Origin of the sequence: Streptococcus sp. 27098_8_91 (assembly GCF_041432385.1) — a bacterium.
Lineage (GTDB): Bacteria > Bacillota > Bacilli > Lactobacillales > Streptococcaceae > Streptococcus.
Map to the genome: position 1 here is coordinate 312,819 of NZ_JAPVZN010000002.1, position 18,065 is coordinate 330,883.

Consider the following 18,065-nt stretch of genomic DNA (forward strand, 5'->3'; position numbering starts at 1 on the left):
TAAAAATGTTTTAGAATCTGTAGTATACTATTCTAAGTTCAATCTGCTATACTTGAGGTTGGCGCGTTTGTCAAACATTAAGAAAAGAGGCTGGGCAAAAAATCTTTAAAATCAGAAAAACGCATAATATCAGGTGTTGAAAACCTTGATACTATGCGTTATATTTTTTCCATTTTCGGAGAAAATTGACTTTTTACCCAGTCTCTTAAAAAATCATTATTTTATATTTATCTTATTTTTTCTTGAGATCTCAACTATTCTTCATCCATACTCAATACGCTGAGGAAGGCTTCTTGTGGTACTTCTACAGAACCGATGGCTTTCATGCGTTTCTTACCAGCTTTTTGTTTTTCAAGGAGTTTGCGTTTACGAGAAACGTCACCACCGTAACACTTAGCAAGTACGTTCTTACGAAGAGCCTTGATATCAGTACGAGCCACAATCTTGTGCCCAATAGCTGCTTGAATCGGCACTTCAAATTGTTGACGAGGGATGATTTTCTTGAGCTTATCAACAATGAGTTTCCCACGTTCATAAGCAAAGTCTTTGTGAACAATAAAGCTAAGAGCATCCACCTTATCACCATTAAGAAGGATATCCATTTTCACCAGCTTAGATGGACGATACTCTGACAACTCGTAGTCAAAACTTGCATAACCACGTGTTGAAGATTTGAGCTTATCAAAGAAGTCAAAGACGATTTCAGCAAGTGGAATTTGATAGATAACATTGACTCGGTTATCATCAATATAGTCCATAGTTACAAAATCCCCACGTTTGCGTTGAGCTAATTCCATTACTGCTCCGACAAACTCCTGCGGTACCATGATTTGAGCTTTAACATAAGGTTCTTCAATGGTAGCAATTTTGGTTGGGTCTGGGAATTCAGACGGGTTTGACACATCCATAGACTCACCATCAGTCTGATTAACCTTGTAGATAACAGATGGCGCAGTCATAATAAGGTCGATGTTAAACTCACGTTCCAAACGTTCCTGAATAACATCCATATGAAGAAGTCCAAGGAAACCACAACGGAAACCAAATCCAAGAGCCTGGGATGTTTCTGGTTCAAACTGCAAGCTGGCATCATTCAGTTGCAATTTTTCAAGAGCTTCACGCAGGTCATTGTACTTGTTTGACTCAATTGGATAGAGACCCGCAAAGACCATAGGATTCATCTGCTTGTAGCCATGTAATGGCTCTGCCGCAGGATTGGTTGCCAAGGTAACGGTATCACCTACACGAGTGTCTTGAACCGTCTTGATAGAAGCCGCAATATAACCAACGTCACCAGTCGCAAGGAAATCACGACCAACTGCTTTTGGTGTAAAAATACCGACTTCGGTCACATCAAAGGTCTTACCATTGCTCATGAGCTGAATCTTATCACCAGGTTTGACCACTCCGTCCATGACACGCACTTGGAGGATAACCCCACGGTAAGCATCGTAAACTGAGTCGAAAATCAAGGCCTTAAGTGGCGCCGTCACATCACCCGTTGGTGCTGGCACTTTTTCCACGATTTGCTCGAGAATTTCTTCGATACCAATACCAGCCTTGGCTGAAGCCAATACTGCTTCACTGGCATCCAAACCAATGACATCCTCAATCTCTATACGCACGCGCTCAGGGTCTGCTGCTGGCAGGTCAATTTTGTTAATGACTGGCATGATTTCCAAATCATTGTCCAAGGCTAGATACACATTGGCAAGGGTTTGAGCCTCAATCCCTTGAGCAGCATCTACTACCAAAATCGCTCCCTCACAGGCAGCAAGCGAACGTGAAACCTCATAGGTAAAGTCCACGTGTCCAGGTGTGTCAATCAAGTGGAAGATATAAGTCTCACCATCTTTAGCCGTATAATTAAGCTCGATAGCATTAAGCTTGATCGTAATTCCACGCTCACGCTCTAAATCCATACTATCCAAAAGTTGGGCCTGCATTTCGCGACTGGAAACTGTCTCTGTCTTTTCCAAAATACGGTCTGCTAGGGTTGACTTTCCATGGTCAATATGGGCGATAATAGAGAAGTTACGAATCTTCTCCTGTCGTTTTTTCAATTCTTCTAAGTTCATCATTCTCTTCCTTTCAGGGTATCTATTAATTATAAATTGTTTTTAACATTTTGACAAGACCATACCCTGTTAGGAGTACTAATCTTCAGCAACAAAGCCGTCATTTTCAATGAAGTAATGTTCTGTCATACCTTGGTCTGTAAAGACGATTCCATGAAGGACACCACCATAGACTGCTCCTCCATCCATTCCAATCTTACCATCTTCTGTTATCCAGAGTTCAGATGTGCCAGGTTTTTGATCCAACAAACCATAGACTGGTGTATGACCAAAGACAATTGTTTTTCCAGTATGATTGGCTGCTTCGTGGAATGGTTTTCTGAGCCATACCTTCTTATAATCGGTAGTATCGTGCCAATCATCCAAAGTCAAATCAATACCGGCATGAACAAAAATATACTTATCTGTTTCAATGACAAAAGGCATCTGACGGATAAACTCCACTAAGTCTGCTGCTTCTGTCTCAACACGCTTCGCATCTACTACTCCATCTACTGGTGCATCTAGTGGACGGCCTAAAATGGAATTAATGGTTGTATCCCCACCATTACGACGATAGTGGTCATAGCTTTCTTCAGGATTATCCAACCAAGTTAAAAACATATACTCGTGGTTCCCTGATAAGCAGATAGCTCCTTGGTTATCTACTAAATCTTTGACCATTTCTAGAACTCGGCAACTATCTTCTCCTCTATCAATCAAATCTCCAAGAAAGAGTAATTGAGTCTTACCATCCCATGTTTTAAGTAAGTCTTCTAACATTCCAGCTTTTCCGTGGACATCACCAATTACATAATAGTCTGTCATTTATTTCTCCTTACTTTGTAATAATTCTCTCGCTTGAGTCAATGCTGCTTCTGTCACATTCTCCCCAGCCAACATCTTAGCGACTTCTTCAATCCTTTCTTCAACTGTTAACAAGCGAACAGTTGATACTGTTGAATGTTCATTGCTAATCTTTTCAATAAAGAACTGATAATCTGCGATAGCAATAACTTGAGGAAGGTGAGATATGGCCAACACTTGTCCATTTTGTCCAATTTTGTGAATCTTCTGCGCAATAGCCTGAGCTACACGACCTGAAACTCCCGTATCCACCTCATCAAAGACAATGCTAGTCTTGCCTTCTTTACGTGAAAAGGCAGACTTAATAGCTAGCATGAGACGAGATAATTCCCCACCAGAAGCTACTTTTACTAAAGGTTTAAAATCTTCTCCAGGATTGGTTGAAATATAAAATTCAACACTCTCATTACCTTCACGACTGAATTTTCCTTGACTAAAACGAACTTGAAATTGTGCTTTCTCCATGTAGAGGTCTTGCAATTCTTGCTTGATTTCAGCTTCTAAGTCCTGCGCTATTTTATGGCGAGCCTGAGCAACTTGACCTGCTAGGTCCACAAGATTTTTTTCAAGTTTCTTGAGTTCGATTTCCATATCTTCAGAAGATAGATTATTTCCTGTTAGAAGATTGTATTCGTCTGTAATCTTGGCAAAGTATTCAAGGACATCATCTACACTACCACCATACTTACGGGTAATGGTGTGAATTAAATCTAGTCTGCTTTCAACCTGCATCAAACGATTACCATCAAAATCTAAATCATCAATAATGGATTCCAATCGCTTGGTGATATCTTCTAGAACATAATAGGATTCAGAAAGGGAGCTTGAAATCTCACGATACTCTGGATCAAACTCTTCAAGACTTTCCATATCATTCATAGCCGAACGAACATTTGCAAGGCTTGAAAATTCTTCATTATCAAGCATACTATAAGCATTTGTTAAAGTATCGGCAATATGTTTATGGTTCAGTAGTTTGTCTCTTTCTTGATTGAGAGTAACATCTTCACCAGCTTTCAAATTAGCTGCTTCAATCTCAGCCATCTGAAATTCCAACATTTCAATTCGAGCCTTGTGTTCCTGCTGATTTTTTTTGATGTCAAGCACTTGCTTACGCATACGGCGATAGTTATCAAAGCTCATCTGATAGGCTTCTTTTAATTCAAAGAAAGAAGCATCCCCAAACTCATCCAACATCTGGATGTGTCGATGAGGACGCATTAATTCTTCTTGGTCATGTTGACCATGGATATCAACTAGCTGTTGACCAATTGTCCTTAATACTGAGAGATTAACCATCTGTCCATTGACACGACTGATGCTTCGGCCGTTTTGTAAAATTTCACGACGAATAATGATTTCATCACTCAATTCTAATCCTTGTTCATCAAAAATTTCTTCTAGCGCGCGATTACTTTCAATTGAAAAAAGACCTTCAATTTCTGCTTTGGGAGCCCCATGACGAATAACCTCTGTTGTAGCTCGAGCTCCTAACATCATATTCATAGCATCAATAATGATTGATTTACCCGCACCTGTTTCACCAGTTAAAACTGTCATCCCTTGTTCAAAATTCAGAGAAATTGATTCGATGATAGCAAAATTTTTAATCGAAATTTCCAGTAACATATAATCCTACCAATTTTTAACTTGCTCAAAAATATCCTTGGCTGTTTCTTCACTTCTCAATACCATCAAGATGGAATTATCATCAGCAATACAGCTAAAAATTTGGTCAGAAAAAACAGCCATCAACTGACTCTTAACAAAAACAGTATTTCCTGGAATGACTTGCAAATTGATCATATTCCCCATGCGTTCAGCATGAATAATATTGTTTTCTGCCAATTGCAAGCTTCTAACGATTGATTTTGGTAATTCATAAATGTAAGTATTGTCTTTCAATGGAATTTTTACAATACCTAATTCTTTAATATCTCGGGAGACTGTTGCTTGAGTAGCAGAGATACCAGCTTCTCTCAAGTGTTCAACGATTTCTTCCTGTGTGCCGATTTGATAATCTGTAACAAATCTTCTAATCTTCTCAAGTCGCTCTTTTTTATTCATCTTTAAATTCTCTATGTGCTTTCTCCACTATTTTTTCTATTTCAGAAGTAACCTGATTGATTGCGTGATCTTCTTTTCGCAAATAGGCTAAAAACTCGATATTCCCATGACCACCTTGAATAGGAGAATAGTCCAATCCTAAGACTGAAAATCCTTCATCAACTGCCATTTTAGTAACTGATTCTAAAACATTTTGGTGAACCTTGGCATCTCTGATAATTCCATTTTTACCAATCTGTTCTCGACCAGCCTCAAATTGAGGCTTAACTAGAGCCACAACCTGACCTTGATCGGCTAAAACACGGTGTAAGGCTGGCAAAATAAGGCCTAAGGAAATAAAACTGACATCGATACTTGCGAAACTTGGTTCCTGATTAAAGTCGCTCTTTTCAGCATAACGGAAATTAAACTGCTCCATACTGACAACACGAGGGTCTTGGCGTAATTTCCATGCCAGTTGGTTAGTACCAACATCAACTGCAAAAACTTGTTTAGCACCATTTTGCAACATGACGTCCGTAAAACCTCCAGTTGAAGCTCCGATATCAATGGTCGTTTGTCCCTCAACTGATAGATCAAAAATATCTAGCGCCTTCTCAAGTTTCAAGCCACCACGACTAACATACTTAAGTTTCTCGCCCTTGAGTTTCAACTCTGTATCATCAGGAATTTTTTCTCCTGGTTTATCAAATCGTTCGCCATTTATAACAGCGACTACCAAACCAGCCATAACACCTCGTTTGGCTTGTTCTCTCGTTTCAAATAAACCTTGTTTGTAAGCTAATACATCTACTCTTTCCTTAGCCATTGATTCTCAAACTTTCTACTATTTTCACAATTGGTTCCTTATCAAAGCTCACAACTCGGCTAATCTCTTCAAGTTTCGCATTAGCTTGATCCAAAGTTTGATTGCAAAACGCTATCGCCTGATCTAATCCCAACAAAGCAGGGTAGGTTGACTTTTCGGCTTGCAAATCTTTCTGGGGTGTCTTACCGATTTCCTCAAAACTTGCTGTTACATCAAGGACATCATCTCTCACTTGAAAAGCAAGTCCAATCAGTTCTCCAACAGTTTTAAGTTGATTTTGAAGATTTTTATCTAATTCAGCAATGATTCCAGCTGCTTGAAAAGGGAATGCTAAGAGCTTACCCGTTTTATTAGCATGGATTGTTTGAAGGGCTTCTAGGCTCAACTGCTGACCTTCACCTTCCATATCCAATACTTGACCAGCTACCATTCCCATACTACCAGAAGCAAGTGATAAATTAGCTATTAAATCAACCTTTGTTTGACTCGGCAAATCAGCTTGAGCAATTAAAGCATAGGGATCCAAAAAGAGGGCATCGCCTGCTAAAATAGCTAGGGCTTCACCAAATTTCTTATGATTGGTTAAACGACCTCGACGGTAATCATCATCATCCATTGCTGGAAGATCATCATGAATCAAGCTTCCTGTATGAATCATTTCAAGCGCCGCTGCAACTTGTGCATGCCCATGTGTAATGGAAAGTTGAAGGGACTCCAAAACTTCTAAAAGTAAATAAGGACGAATCCGTTTACCACCTGCATGTATGGAATAAAGAACGGCATCTCTTAAATTTGATGCAAATTGTTGGTCTCCATAAAAGTCTTCAAGAGCTGACTCGACCAAAGCTAATTTTTCCTGCTTGTTCATAGAAGTTCACTTTCTGTTCCATCTTCTTGCATGACTTTAACCAAGGTCTTTTCAGCCTTATCAAGTGTTGCCTGCAATTCTTTGGATAAGAGCATTCCTTTTTGAAAAGCAGAAATAGCATCTTCCAAAGCAATTTCACCATTTTCTAAGCTTTGAACAATAGTCTCAAGCTCTGCTAGATTTTCCTCAAATTTCTTTTGTTTTGACATCTCTTACCTCTAATTCTACTTGACCGTCCCGCATCAACAGTGATACTTGGTCATTTTCTTTCAAATCTTTCGCAGAAGCCACTACAACTTCTCCTTTTTTGACAATTGCATAACCTCTGGCTACAATTCGACTAGTATCTAGCATAAGGAGAGCTTCTGATAGACGTTTTACTTCTGCTACTTTTGCATCATAGGTCACAGCCATCTGGCTACGCATTAGTTTTTGCAGTTGGAAAATACGATCCTGATAACGCTGGATTTTAATAATTGGTGATAATTGTTCCAAACGGTGGACTTGTTCTTGCACCTTTTGTTGATTACGAACCAATTCAGCATTCAATCCTTGCTTCAGTCGCAGCTGTAACTGATCCAAGCGTTGTAGATAACCGTCATATAAACGCTCTGGTTGTCTGAAGATGACCGATTGACTGAGGATTCTCAAAGCTTCTTGTTTCTTTGACAAGGTATGCTTAACCGCTGTAGTCATGCGTTTTTCTTGATTCTGAAGATAGGTCAAAAGATCTAACTTAGTTACTGGTGTAGCGAGTTCAGCAGCAGCTGTCGGCGTTGCCGCTCTCTTATCAGCAACAAAATCAGCCAAAGTGACATCTGTTTCGTGACCCACACTTGAAATGATGGGTAACCGTGATTCAAAGATAGAGCGAACTACAATCTCTTCGTTAAAGGCCCAAAGATCTTCAATAGAACCTCCCCCACGGCCGATAATCAGAACATCTAAGTCATCGCGTTCATTGGCTCGAATTATATTACGAGCAATTTTCTCTGCAGCACCCTCACCTTGAACTTTTGTAGGATATAAGACAATTTCCACACCAGGGAAGCGTCTACTGACTGTAGTAATGATATCTTGAATCACAGCACCACTTCGACTGGTCACCACACCTATTTTTTTTGAAAATTGTGGTAAAGATTGTTTAAATCGCTCTTGAAACAAACCTTCTTCTGCCAGTTTCTTCTTAAGTTGTTCAAATTGGATAGCTAAGGCACCGACACCATCTGGTTCAGCTTTTTCAATGATGATCGAATAACTTCCACTTGGCTCATAGACTTGAACACGACCAACCACATTGATCTTCATCCCTTCTTCCAAATCAAAACCTAGTTTCTGATAAATACCTGACCAAATGGTTGCCTGAATAACCGCTCGGTCATCTTTAAGAGAAAAATACTGATGGGTTGGACGCTTGCGGAAGTTAGAGACTTGACCAGTTAAATAGACCCGTTCCAAATAGGGGTCTTTATCGAATTTCATTTTTAAATACTTGGTCAAAGTTGTAACTGATAAATACTTTTCCATCTCTACCTCCTTCTTTTCTCTAGTTTTTCCTAGGTATTATTATACCAAAAAAACGTTTAAAAATCTCTTTTTTCACCTCTAGAATACGAAAACAAGACTGGATTTCTTTGACCTTGTCTTATAATATACAAAAGCCCTTCGGATAAAATCCGAGGGGCTTAAATCTTGTTTAATCAAGAGCCGAACTTTTGAGTTTCAAGGTTCGGGATAAAATAGTTCACTGAACTATTTTATTTTTTAAGGTTGTAGAATGATTTCAATCCACGGTATTCAGCTACTTCACCAAGTTGGTCTTCGATACGAAGCAATTGGTTGTATTTAGCGATACGGTCTGTACGTGAAAGTGAACCAGTCTTGATTTGTCCTGCGTTAGTTGCAACTGCGATGTCAGCGATTGTTGAATCTTCAGTTTCACCTGAACGGTGTGATACAACTGCAGTGTAACCAGCTTCTTTAGCCATTTCGATAGCGTCGAATGTCTCAGTAAGAGTACCGATTTGGTTAACTTTGATAAGGATTGAGTTAGCAGCGCCTTCAGCGATACCTCTTTCAAGGTAATCAGTGTTTGTTACGAAGAGGTCGTCACCAATCAATTGAACTTTACCACCAAGACGTTCAGTAAGAGCTTTCCAACCTTCCCAGTCGTTTTCATCCATACCATCTTCGATAAGTATGATAGGGTATTTGTCAACCAATCCTTCAAGGTAAGCGATTTGTTCTTCAGCAGTACGAACAGCAGCGCCTTCACCTTCGAATTTAGTGTAATCGTAAACTTTGCGTTCTTTATCGTAGAATTCTGATGATGCACAGTCAAATCCGATAAATACGTCTTTACCTGGAACATAACCAGCAGCTTCGATAGCAGCGATGATAGTTTCTACACCATCTTCAGTTCCGTCGAAACGAGGAGCAAATCCACCTTCGTCACCAACGGCTGTTTCAAGACCACGACCTTTAAGGATTTTCTTAAGAGTGTGGAAGATTTCAGCACCCCAACGAAGAGCTTCTTTGAATGATGGTGCACCAGCAGGTACGATCATGAATTCTTGGAAAGCGATTGGAGCGTCTGAGTGAGAACCACCGTTTACGATGTTCATCATAGGAGTTGGAAGAACTTTAGTGTTGAATCCGCCAAGGTAGCTGTAAAGTGGGATTTCAAGGTAGTCAGCAGCAGCACGAGCTACAGCGATAGACACACCAAGGATTGCGTTAGCTCCCAATTTACCTTTGTTAGGAGTACCGTCAAGTGCGATCATAGCACGGTCGATAGCTTGTTGGTCACGTACATCGTAGCCGATGATTGCTTCAGCGATGATGTTGTTTACGTTGTCAACAGCTTTTTGTGTACCAAGACCACCGTAACGAGATTTATCACCATCACGAAGTTCAACTGCTTCGTGTTCACCAGTAGAAGCTCCTGATGGAACCATACCACGTCCGAAAGCACCTGATTCAGTATAAACTTCTACTTCAAGTGTTGGGTTACCGCGTGAGTCTAGGACTTCGCGAGCGTAAACATCAGTAATAATTGACATTTTTTACTCTCCTTTTGAGTTAAATTTTTTACACCTCTATGATACCTTAAAAAGAGACCTTTTTCAAGAAAAAACATTATCTTTGTGCAAATTTTCCTTAAGTTTATAAAGTAATCGCTTTCTTTTGTCTGTTTTCTCCTTTATTTTATGATATACTATTTTTATGACTGATGTATCAAAACAAATCCTAGAAAAGGCTCATGGCGGGCTTAAACTAAATCCAGATGAACAGAGACGTTTTCTCGGAACTTTCGAGGAAAGGGTCCTCGGCTATGCAGACCTTGAAACAGCTAATGATGATAAATTTCAAAAGGGTTATGTATCTATTTTAGTGAGTCTAAAAAAAGAAACTGAACCACTGTTTGTCAAGATTTCTCCTCAAGTAGTATTTGAAAAACAGGTCTATTATTTAAAACAAGCCAAAGATGCTGACTGCCAAGCGACTATCGTTTCAGAAGATCACAATTCATCCCCTTTTGGTTTGATTATTCATAGTGATGCCCCTGTTCAAATAAATGAAAAAGATCTTAAAAAGGCCTTTCCAGACTTGTGGCAAGAGAAAGAGACCAAAGCTCCTACTTCTTTTTGGAAAAAATGGTTTGGTTAATTCTTCTTCAAAGCTAAGATTTGACCAATGTTTGTAGCTGTATATTCTAAATAGATAGCGGCATTTTTCAGACTCTCTTCTAGTGGTTCACTTTTTTCTAAGATAGAAAAGGCTGCAACGAGATTTTCAAATGGTAAGGATGGTAAAGCCTCTGACAAACTCCCACAAATAGCAATAACTGGAACACCATCTGGTGTTCTTTTTGCTACCCCGATTGGAGCCTTGCCAGCAAGACTTTGAGCGTCTAACCTACCTTCACCAACGATGACAAGATCTGCATCCGCAACCTTCTGATCAAAACCGATTAGATCTAAACAAGTTTGAATACCAGACACAATTGTTGCTCCAGCAAAAGCACATAAGCCAGCTGCAATACCGCCGCCTGCTCCAGCCCCTTCCAGCTTTAAGATTTCAGGGGCAACTTTACGATAGAAGTTTTCAATAGCAGAATCAACTTCATGAAATTGAGTTGGATCTAATCCTTTTTGTTTCCCAAATGTGTAAGTGGCACCGTGTGGTCCACAGAGTGAATTTGTCACATCTGCTAAGATTTTAATTCGCACATCAGAAGGAATAGATATAGCTTTCTCCTCTGAGATATCAGTAATTTCAAACAAGGATTGACCAGTAGCTAGAAGTTCATCCCCATTTTTGTCATAGAACTGGTAACCAAGTCCTGAAGCAATACCAATCCCACCATCGTTACTGGATGTCCCACCAACTCCGATATAGATTTCTTTCATCCCTTGCTCTATTAAATGCAGGATTAGTTGACCAATTCCCTTTGTTTGAATCTCTAGAGGATTACGTTTTTCAAAAGGGATTTTAGCAAGACCTATCAAATCCGCAACTTCAAATAAAGCAAGATTTTCTTTATAAACATAAGGCATTTGCACCTCATCTCCATAGGGGCCTGTCACCAAAGCGGTGTTTTCTATAAGACCTAGTGTATTCTTAATAGCATTGACAGTCCCCTCTCCACCATCGCCAACAGGTAAGAGCAAACATTCCGATTCAGGTAGAGCCTTTTGAAGGCCTCGTTTGATAGCTTTAGCTACTTCACTTGCAGAGAGACTCTCCTTAAAAGAGTCAGGTGCGATAACAATTTTCATACACTCTCCTTTCTAATCAAAATAAATCTATCAGCTTCAATACTCTTGAGAAATCTCTTTCTTCAATTTGAAGGGGAATTTTCTCTTTCACGATTGCTTTGGCACAGAAGGCAACTCCAATGCCAGCTCTCTTCAACATTGCTAAATCATTAGCCCCATCTCCGATAGCTACGGTCCTCTCAATAGGAAGGTCTAATTCTTTGCCCCATCTTACCAGTGTCTCTTCCTTTACTTCCCTAGTAATGATCTCTCCTTCAAGTTTTCCTGTCAAAAATCCATCTTTTACTTCAAGACGATTTGCAGCAATTAGCCTAATACCAAGTTCAGTTGCCAATCTTTCGACAATAGGCATAAAACCACCTGAAACCAGACCGACTTCTATCTGATTTTCTTGAAGAACTTTGATAAATTGCTTAGCATTCTTGCTAAAATGAACCTGTGTATAAAGATGTTCAAATTTATCGACAGATAGGCCTTGTAATAAAGAAACACGTTTTCTCAGGCTTTCTTCAAAATCTAGTTCTCCCCTCATAGCTTGGGCAGTCAGTAGAGCTACTTCATTTTCACACTCTGCTTCTTTCCCTAACAAATCAATGAATTCCTCTTCGATTAGAGTACCGTCCACATCCAGTACACAGAGCCCTCTAGTTTTACACATATAACTTCCTTACTTTTTTCATTTCAAAAAAGAGGTTGAGACAAAAGATCCCGACCTCACTTTTTATTAGCAATCAAACTTTGACGCGGTAGCTGATTGAACTTTTTGTTCGTCTTTTAGACTCCAAAAAGCTTCTAATCATCCTCGCGGGGCTGGGACTACGAAATCGAGACTCTGTCTATCGATTTCTGTCCCACCGCCTTTTAACTATTTAGTTTGCTAAGCTATGGTACAAATCAAGATATGACTTGCAGGCTGTATCCCAAGAGAAATCACATTCCATAGCTTGAACTTGCATATTTTTCCAAACATCAGGATGGTTGTGATAAACATCCAGAGCTGTTTGCAAGGCCCAGTTGAGCCAATATGGAGTTAGGTTATTAAAGCTAAAGCCTGTACCTGTTCCATCAATTGGATTAAAGGCTTGAACAGTATCTCTAAGACCACCAACCTCATTTACCAAAGGAAGCGTACCATATCTCATGGCCATCATTTGTGAAAGGCCACACGGTTCAAAGCGACTTGGCATGAGGAAAATATCACATGCTGCATAAATCTCTTGAGCTAATTTCACATCGAAAGTAATATTGGCAGAAAGTTTTTCTGGGAATACTTGACTAAACCAAGAGAAGGCTTGTTCAAATCCTGGATCTCCAGTTCCCAAGAGAACGATTTGAATATCCTCTTGAAGCATACGATGCAGGCTTTCAACCACCACATCAAATCCTTTTTGACGAGTCAAGCGAGATACAATACCAATCAATGGCACATCAGGACAAACAGGAAGACCAACTTTTTCTTGAAGTTTTGCTTTATTTTGAGCCTTTCCTGACAGATCATTTTTATTAAAATGATAGTCAAGTAAAGCATCCGTCTCTGGGTTGTACAAATCTGTATCAATACCATTAACAATACCTGAAACCTTACCTGATTCCATACGAAGAATCTGATCAATACCGCAACCAAACTCTGTAGTCATGATCTCATAAGCATAGCTCGGTGACACGGTTGATACACGATCTGCATAGAGAATACCTGCCTTCATCCAGTTTAGGCAATCATTCCAACGAACTGTTCCATCAGCGTAGCGCTCAAATCCAACCCTGAACAAGTCCCAAAGCATGCTTTCAGAGAATTGACCTTGAAATTCCAAGTTATGAATGGTCAAAACAGTCTTGATTCCTTGGTAGGCTTGAATCCATCTGTATTTTTCTTTTAACAAGAACGGAATCATTGCTGTATGGTAGTCATGAGCGTGGAGGACATCAGGGATAAATCCAATACGTTCCATAGCCTCAAGGGCAGCGAGTTGGAAGAAGGCAAAGCGTTCACCATCATCAAAATCTCCATACACATGTCCGCGGAAGAAATAATATTGATTGTCAATAAAGTAGAAGGTCACACCGTTTAAAACAGTTTTCTTAATTCCACAAAATTGTCTGCGCCAGCCAACATAAACTTCGAATTGAAGGACGTCCTCAATCTGATCACCAAACTTGGCCTCAACCATGTCATAGTATGGCAGGATAACAGCAACTTCATGCCCAGCTTTTACTAATGATTTAGGAAGTGCTCCGATAACGTCTCCCAATCCACCTGTTTTTGAAAAGGGGGCGCCTTCTGCTGCTACAAATAAAATTTTCATGACAGGACATCCTCTGTTACTTTTTCGCCTTTTTTGATGATAACAGGATTTTCTGCTGTACCTCGAATAACAACTCCCTCAGCTATTTCAGCACCCTTATCAACGATTGCATACTCGACTTGTGCACCTTTTCCAATGACAACGCGAGGGAAAATAAGAGACTCTTTAACCAAGCTGTCTTTATTGATACGAACATTACGCGAAATAATAGATTTATCCACTTCACCTTCAATGATACTACCAGAAGCAAATTGAGATGTGTTCACTTTTGAACCTGATGCATAGTAGGTAGGTTCTTCGTTTTTAACTTTAGTATGAATTTTTTGATTTGGTGAGAACAAAGAGTAGAATTTTTGCTGATTCAGCATATCTAAATTAGCTTGGTAGTAGGTTTCTACTGAATGAATATTTGCTAGGTAACCTGTATATTCATAGGCAAAGGCACCTTCTTTTGCTGCCAAATCACGAAGAACATAACGTAATTTTTCTGGATGCTCTTTTTGAGCTTCTTCTTCCAAACGCTTAATCAACCATTGAGTGTCTACGACAAAGATATCTGTCGACATATTGTAGAAATCTTGGTCTGATTTTTTATCAAAAAGTTTATGGGAAACTACATGGTCAGTTTCATCAATATCAAGGATAGCATTTACTTCTGAAATGTCCTTCTTAGGTAATTTCTTATAAACTACTGTAATCGGTGATTTTGTTGTATTATGCAAATGGAAAACTTGATTGAGATCGATATTCACTAAAACATCACAGTTCAAGGAAACGGTTTGGTCTGAACCTGAACGTTTTAGGTAAGTCAAAAGTTGTTGATAGTACTCTTTACCAACAGTGCTGCTTTCTACACGAGTATTGTAGATTCCAAGATAGTAGTGGCTAAGCAACGTATTCAAGCCCCACTCACGTCCTGAACGAATATGGTCAAATACAGAGCTGATGTTATCTTGTTGGAAGATTCCGAAGATACTACGAACCCCAGCATTTGCTAAACTTGAAAGTGGGAAGTCAATCAAACGATACTTTCCTCCAAATGGCAAACTTGCCACTGGACGGTTACTTGTCAAGGTTGACATATCATGGAAACCAACGGTATTTCCTAAAATCGCTGAATATTTATCAATCTTCATCTGTTGCTACCCCCACTACTTCGTTATATCCGACTACTTGCACTTCTTCTGTACCATCAATTTCAACACCATCGGCAATAATGGCACCTTCACCGATGATTGCACGTGTAATTTTAGCACCTCTACCGATAACTGCTCCACTCATGATGACAGAATCAACAACTTCTGCTCCCTTACGAACTTGAGCAGTTGTAGAAAGAATAGAGTGTTTCACTGTACCATTTACGTAACAGCCGTCCACTACAAGAGAGTCTTCTACCTGAGCATATTCTCCAAGGAAGTTTGGTGGAGCGATTAAGTTACGAGAATAAATTTTCCATTGACGGTTACGGCTATCTAGAGCATTTTCTGGAGAGATGTATTCCATATTTGCTTCCCAGAGTGATTCGATAGTACCAACGTCCTTCCAGTATCCATTGAATTCATGAGCATAGACACTTTCACCAGTTTCAAGATAGTTTGGAATAACGTTTTTACCAAAATCTGACATATCAATATTAGCCTTTTCAGCTGTAACTAGCATATTGCGAAGTCGTTTCCAATCAAAGATATAAATTCCCATTGAGGCCTTAGTTGATTTTGGTTGAGCTGGTTTTTCTTCAAATTCGACAATACGATTATTAGCATCTGTATTCATGATACCAAAACGGCTAGCTTCTTTTAATGGTACATCCAAGACAGCAACTGTCAAGCTGGCATTATTGTCCTTGTGTGATTGGAGCATATCATCGTAGTCCATCTTGTAGATATGGTCACCCGAAAGAATCAAAACATACTCAGGATTGATGCTGTCGATATAGTCGATGTTTTGGTAAATAGCATGACTTGTACCTTCAAACCAACGGTTCCCCTCGCTTGCAGAGTAGGGTTGAAGGATAGAAACTCCGGTGTCAATACCATCTAGACCCCAACTAGAACCGTTTCCGATGTGATTGTTAAGAGCAAGAGGTTGATACTGTGTGATAACCCCAACATTGTTGATACCAGAGTTGGCACAGTTAGAAAGAGCAAAGTCAATGATACGATAGCGCCCACCAAATTGCACAGCAGGTTTTGCAATGCTTTGAGTGAGTTTACCGAGACGAGTTCCTTGCCCACCGGCAAGGATTAAAGCTAGCATTTCATTCTTCATTTTCTACTCCTTTTTGAGATTTATTTGATTTTTTTTTAGCGGGTTTCAAGCGACGTTTGATTTTCCAGATACTTGCCCCCAAAGCTGGCAAAGTAAAGGTCAAAGTCTGCTCATAATCCTTCCATAATCCTTCTTGAGTTTGAACGGTTTGATTGTGTTCTTTCCAAACACCTCCCCATTGTTCCAACTCTGTATTCCAAATTTCTTCATACACACCTGCAACTGGCAGTCCAATTGTGAAATCAGGACGTTCGACTGGTGCCATATTAAAGACACAGACTAGCATCTCGCCTTTCTTTCCTTTACGAATAAAGGAAAGAACACTCTGATCTCTATTATCTGCATCGATAATTTCAATTCCATCATAGCTTGTATCAATTTCCCAAAGACAACGGTGGTCCTTATAAAGTTGATTCAACTGAGATGTGAAGTATTTCATCTTGGAATTCATCGGATCTTCAAGGTTAGACCACTCCAATTGTTCTTCGGACTTCCACTCTAAGAATTGACCAAATTCACTACCCATAAAGAGTAATTTTTTACCAGGGTGACAAATTTGATAGGTGTAGAGGTTTCTCAAACCAGCGAACTGATTGTAACGATCACCCCACATCTTATGCATCATACTCTTCTTACCATGTACAACCTCATCATGTGAGAATGGTAGAAGATAATTTTCTTTGAATACATACATAAAGCTGAAGGTCACTAGATTAAAGTCATACTTACGGTAAATTGGATCTTCTTCGTAGAAACGTAGGATGTCATTCATCCAACCCATGTTCCACTTGTAATCAAATCCAAGTCCACCCATTTCCTTCATGCCAGTAATCTTGGTACCTGAAGAAGACTCCTCTGCAATCATCATAACATCCGGATGAGCTAGCTTAATAACATCGTTCAAACGTTGTAGGAAATAATAGCCTTCATAGTTGAGATTGCCACCGTCTTTATTTGGGGTCCACGGAGCATTATCATAATCTAGATAGAGAATATTACTTACTGCATCTACACGAATCCCATCTAGGTGATAGAAATCAATCCAGAACTTAATGCTAGAAATCAAGAAAGATTGGACTTCATTTTTACCAAGGTCAAAGTTGAGTGCTCCCCAACCGTAGTTGTTAGCCTTATTATGATCCTGGTATTCAAAAGTCGGGGTGCCGTCGTAGTATGCCAAAGCGTCGTCATTGATTGTAAAGTGTCCAGGTACCCAGTCCACAATTACTCCGATATTGTTGATATGACATTCCTCAACAAAGTCTTGAAACTCTTCAGGACGACCATAGGCATGCTCTAAAGCGAAGTAGCCCATGAGCTGATAACCCCAACTCAAACCAAGTGGGTGAGCCATCAAAGGCATAAACTCGATATGAGTATAGTTCATCTCAACAAGATAGGGGATGAGCTCTTCTTTGAGTTGAGCAAAACTATAAGGTGTCCCATCAGGATTTCTCTTCCAAGATCCTGCATGCGCCTCATAGATATTGACCGGTCTTTCGAAAAATCTCCAACGTTTTCTACGAGCTAACCAGAGACCATCTTTCCATTTTTTCTCAGGTATTTCTGTTAAAACAGCTCCTGTTCCCGGACGAGCTTCATAGCGTACTGCCAAGGGATCAATCTTCATAAGCTGATGACCATTAGCACGAGTAATATGATATTTATAAATATGCCCCTCTTGAGCTAAAGTTGTAAAAACTTCCCAAACTCCAGATTCATTACGAACCATGGGGATTTGATTTTCAACCCAGTTAGTAAAATCACCAACTAGATGGACAGCCTGCGCATTTGGCGCCCAGACACGGAATGTATAACCATACTCACCGTCTCTTTCTTCACAATGCGCTCCCAAATAGTGCTGAAGATGAAAATTTTCGCCACTAGTAAAAGTTATTAAAGCCTCAAATTTATCCATTGAATCCCCCTTTTATTGTAAGCGTTTTCTATACCTTTATTATACTATCTTTTAAGAAAACTTTCAACTAATTTCCGAATTCTACTAAAATTTTTTTCGAAAATCTTCATATAGCTATCTTAACATTT

General features: G+C 39.6%; 16 protein-coding genes. 1 reads left to right on the forward strand and 15 read right to left on the reverse strand.

Features of this window, described 5'->3' with window-relative positions; translation table 11 throughout:
- Positions 1-254 precede the first annotated feature (254 nt).
- From lepA to eno, 9 genes are all read right to left on the reverse strand, one after another.
- Entirely contained in the window at positions 255-2,078 is a 1,824-nt protein-coding gene (gene lepA, locus O3611_RS03420; protein WP_371607836.1) for a translation elongation factor 4, read from the reverse strand.
- 78 nt (positions 2,079-2,156) lie between these two features.
- Positions 2,157-2,885, reverse strand: a complete 729-nt coding sequence (locus tag O3611_RS03425) for a metallophosphoesterase family protein (protein ID WP_371607837.1) — start codon at positions 2,883-2,885, stop codon at positions 2,157-2,159.
- Positions 2,886-4,553: a DNA repair protein RecN gene (gene recN, locus O3611_RS03430; protein ID WP_371607838.1), complete on the reverse strand. Its 1,668-nt coding sequence runs from the start codon at positions 4,551-4,553 to the stop codon at positions 2,886-2,888.
- A 6-nt stretch (positions 4,554-4,559) separates the two neighbouring features.
- Entirely contained in the window at positions 4,560-4,991 is a 432-nt protein-coding gene (locus O3611_RS03435) for an arginine repressor (protein WP_075231590.1), read from the reverse strand.
- Positions 4,984-5,799, reverse strand: a complete 816-nt coding sequence (locus tag O3611_RS03440; protein ID WP_075231591.1) for a TlyA family RNA methyltransferase — start codon at positions 5,797-5,799, stop codon at positions 4,984-4,986. Before O3611_RS03440 ends, O3611_RS03435 begins: the two co-directional genes overlap by 8 nt.
- Positions 5,792-6,667 (reverse strand): polyprenyl synthetase family protein, encoded by an 876-nt coding sequence (locus O3611_RS03445; RefSeq protein ID WP_075231592.1) that lies wholly within the window; start codon positions 6,665-6,667, stop codon positions 5,792-5,794. Before O3611_RS03445 ends, O3611_RS03440 begins: the two co-directional genes overlap by 8 nt.
- Positions 6,664-6,876: an exodeoxyribonuclease VII small subunit gene (locus tag O3611_RS03450; protein WP_075230269.1), complete on the reverse strand. Its 213-nt coding sequence runs from the start codon at positions 6,874-6,876 to the stop codon at positions 6,664-6,666. The genes O3611_RS03445 and O3611_RS03450 overlap by 4 nt, the downstream gene beginning before the upstream one ends.
- The gene (gene xseA, locus O3611_RS03455) at positions 6,854-8,194 is read right to left on the reverse strand and encodes an exodeoxyribonuclease VII large subunit (protein ID WP_371607839.1); all 1,341 of its coding nucleotides are present in this window, start codon (positions 8,192-8,194) and stop codon (positions 6,854-6,856) included. The genes O3611_RS03450 and xseA overlap by 23 nt, the downstream gene beginning before the upstream one ends.
- 230 nt (positions 8,195-8,424) lie before the next feature.
- Positions 8,425-9,729: a surface-displayed alpha-enolase gene (gene eno, locus O3611_RS03460; RefSeq protein WP_371607840.1), complete on the reverse strand. Its 1,305-nt coding sequence runs from the start codon at positions 9,727-9,729 to the stop codon at positions 8,425-8,427.
- A 163-nt stretch (positions 9,730-9,892) separates the two neighbouring features.
- Between eno and O3611_RS03465 the strand changes: the two genes are divergently transcribed.
- A complete protein-coding gene (locus O3611_RS03465; RefSeq protein ID WP_060955799.1) occupies positions 9,893-10,336 on the forward strand; it encodes a DUF1694 domain-containing protein in 444 nt (147 codons plus the stop codon).
- Here the strand turns inward: O3611_RS03465 and O3611_RS03470 are convergent.
- From O3611_RS03470 to glgB, 6 genes are all read right to left on the reverse strand, one after another.
- Positions 10,333-11,448, reverse strand: coding sequence for a glycerate kinase (locus O3611_RS03470; RefSeq protein ID WP_371607841.1), 1,116 nt, complete (start codon positions 11,446-11,448; stop codon positions 10,333-10,335). The genes O3611_RS03465 and O3611_RS03470 overlap by 4 nt on opposite strands.
- Positions 11,449-11,464: 16 nt before the next feature.
- The gene (serB, locus tag O3611_RS03475) at positions 11,465-12,106 is read right to left on the reverse strand and encodes a phosphoserine phosphatase SerB (RefSeq protein WP_371607842.1); all 642 of its coding nucleotides are present in this window, start codon (positions 12,104-12,106) and stop codon (positions 11,465-11,467) included.
- 211 nt (positions 12,107-12,317) lie between these two features.
- On the reverse strand, positions 12,318-13,751 hold the full coding sequence (gene glgA, locus O3611_RS03480) for a glycogen synthase GlgA (RefSeq protein WP_371607843.1): 1,434 nt from the start codon (positions 13,749-13,751) through the stop codon (positions 12,318-12,320).
- The gene (gene glgD / locus O3611_RS03485; RefSeq protein WP_371607844.1) at positions 13,748-14,887 is read right to left on the reverse strand and encodes a glucose-1-phosphate adenylyltransferase subunit GlgD; all 1,140 of its coding nucleotides are present in this window, start codon (positions 14,885-14,887) and stop codon (positions 13,748-13,750) included. Before glgD ends, glgA begins: the two co-directional genes overlap by 4 nt.
- On the reverse strand, positions 14,877-16,019 hold the full coding sequence (locus O3611_RS03490; protein WP_371607845.1) for a glucose-1-phosphate adenylyltransferase: 1,143 nt from the start codon (positions 16,017-16,019) through the stop codon (positions 14,877-14,879). Before O3611_RS03490 ends, glgD begins: the two co-directional genes overlap by 11 nt.
- A complete protein-coding gene (glgB, locus tag O3611_RS03495; RefSeq protein ID WP_371607846.1) occupies positions 16,009-17,937 on the reverse strand; it encodes a 1,4-alpha-glucan branching protein GlgB in 1,929 nt (642 codons plus the stop codon). Before glgB ends, O3611_RS03490 begins: the two co-directional genes overlap by 11 nt.
- Positions 17,938-18,065: the final 128 nt, after the last annotated feature.

Excerpts from the sequence above, each read along its gene's own strand:
- lepA (WP_371607836.1), bottom strand. The coding sequence starts at position 2,078 with ATGAACTTAGAAGAATTGAAAAAACGACAGGAGAAGATTCGTAACTTC.
- O3611_RS03425 (WP_371607837.1), bottom strand. The coding sequence starts at position 2,885 with ATGACAGACTATTATGTAATTGGTGATGTCCACGGAAAAGCTGGAATG.
- recN (WP_371607838.1), bottom strand. The coding sequence starts at position 4,553 with ATGTTACTGGAAATTTCGATTAAAAATTTTGCTATCATCGAATCAATT.
- O3611_RS03435 (WP_075231590.1), bottom strand. The coding sequence starts at position 4,991 with ATGAATAAAAAAGAGCGACTTGAGAAGATTAGAAGATTTGTTACAGAT.
- O3611_RS03440 (WP_075231591.1), bottom strand. The coding sequence starts at position 5,799 with ATGGCTAAGGAAAGAGTAGATGTATTAGCTTACAAACAAGGTTTATTT.
- O3611_RS03445 (WP_075231592.1), bottom strand. The coding sequence starts at position 6,667 with ATGAACAAGCAGGAAAAATTAGCTTTGGTCGAGTCAGCTCTTGAAGAC.
- O3611_RS03450 (WP_075230269.1), bottom strand. The coding sequence starts at position 6,876 with ATGTCAAAACAAAAGAAATTTGAGGAAAATCTAGCAGAGCTTGAGACT.
- xseA (WP_371607839.1), bottom strand. The coding sequence starts at position 8,194 with ATGGAAAAGTATTTATCAGTTACAACTTTGACCAAGTATTTAAAAATG.
- eno (WP_371607840.1), bottom strand. The coding sequence starts at position 9,729 with ATGTCAATTATTACTGATGTTTACGCTCGCGAAGTCCTAGACTCACGC.
- O3611_RS03465 (WP_060955799.1), top strand. The coding sequence starts at position 9,893 with ATGACTGATGTATCAAAACAAATCCTAGAAAAGGCTCATGGCGGGCTT.
- O3611_RS03470 (WP_371607841.1), bottom strand. The coding sequence starts at position 11,448 with ATGAAAATTGTTATCGCACCTGACTCTTTTAAGGAGAGTCTCTCTGCA.
- serB (WP_371607842.1), bottom strand. The coding sequence starts at position 12,106 with ATGTGTAAAACTAGAGGGCTCTGTGTACTGGATGTGGACGGTACTCTA.
- glgA (WP_371607843.1), bottom strand. The coding sequence starts at position 13,751 with ATGAAAATTTTATTTGTAGCAGCAGAAGGCGCCCCCTTTTCAAAAACA.
- glgD (WP_371607844.1), bottom strand. The coding sequence starts at position 14,887 with ATGAAGATTGATAAATATTCAGCGATTTTAGGAAATACCGTTGGTTTC.
- O3611_RS03490 (WP_371607845.1), bottom strand. The coding sequence starts at position 16,019 with ATGAAGAATGAAATGCTAGCTTTAATCCTTGCCGGTGGGCAAGGAACT.
- glgB (WP_371607846.1), bottom strand. The coding sequence starts at position 17,937 with ATGGATAAATTTGAGGCTTTAATAACTTTTACTAGTGGCGAAAATTTT.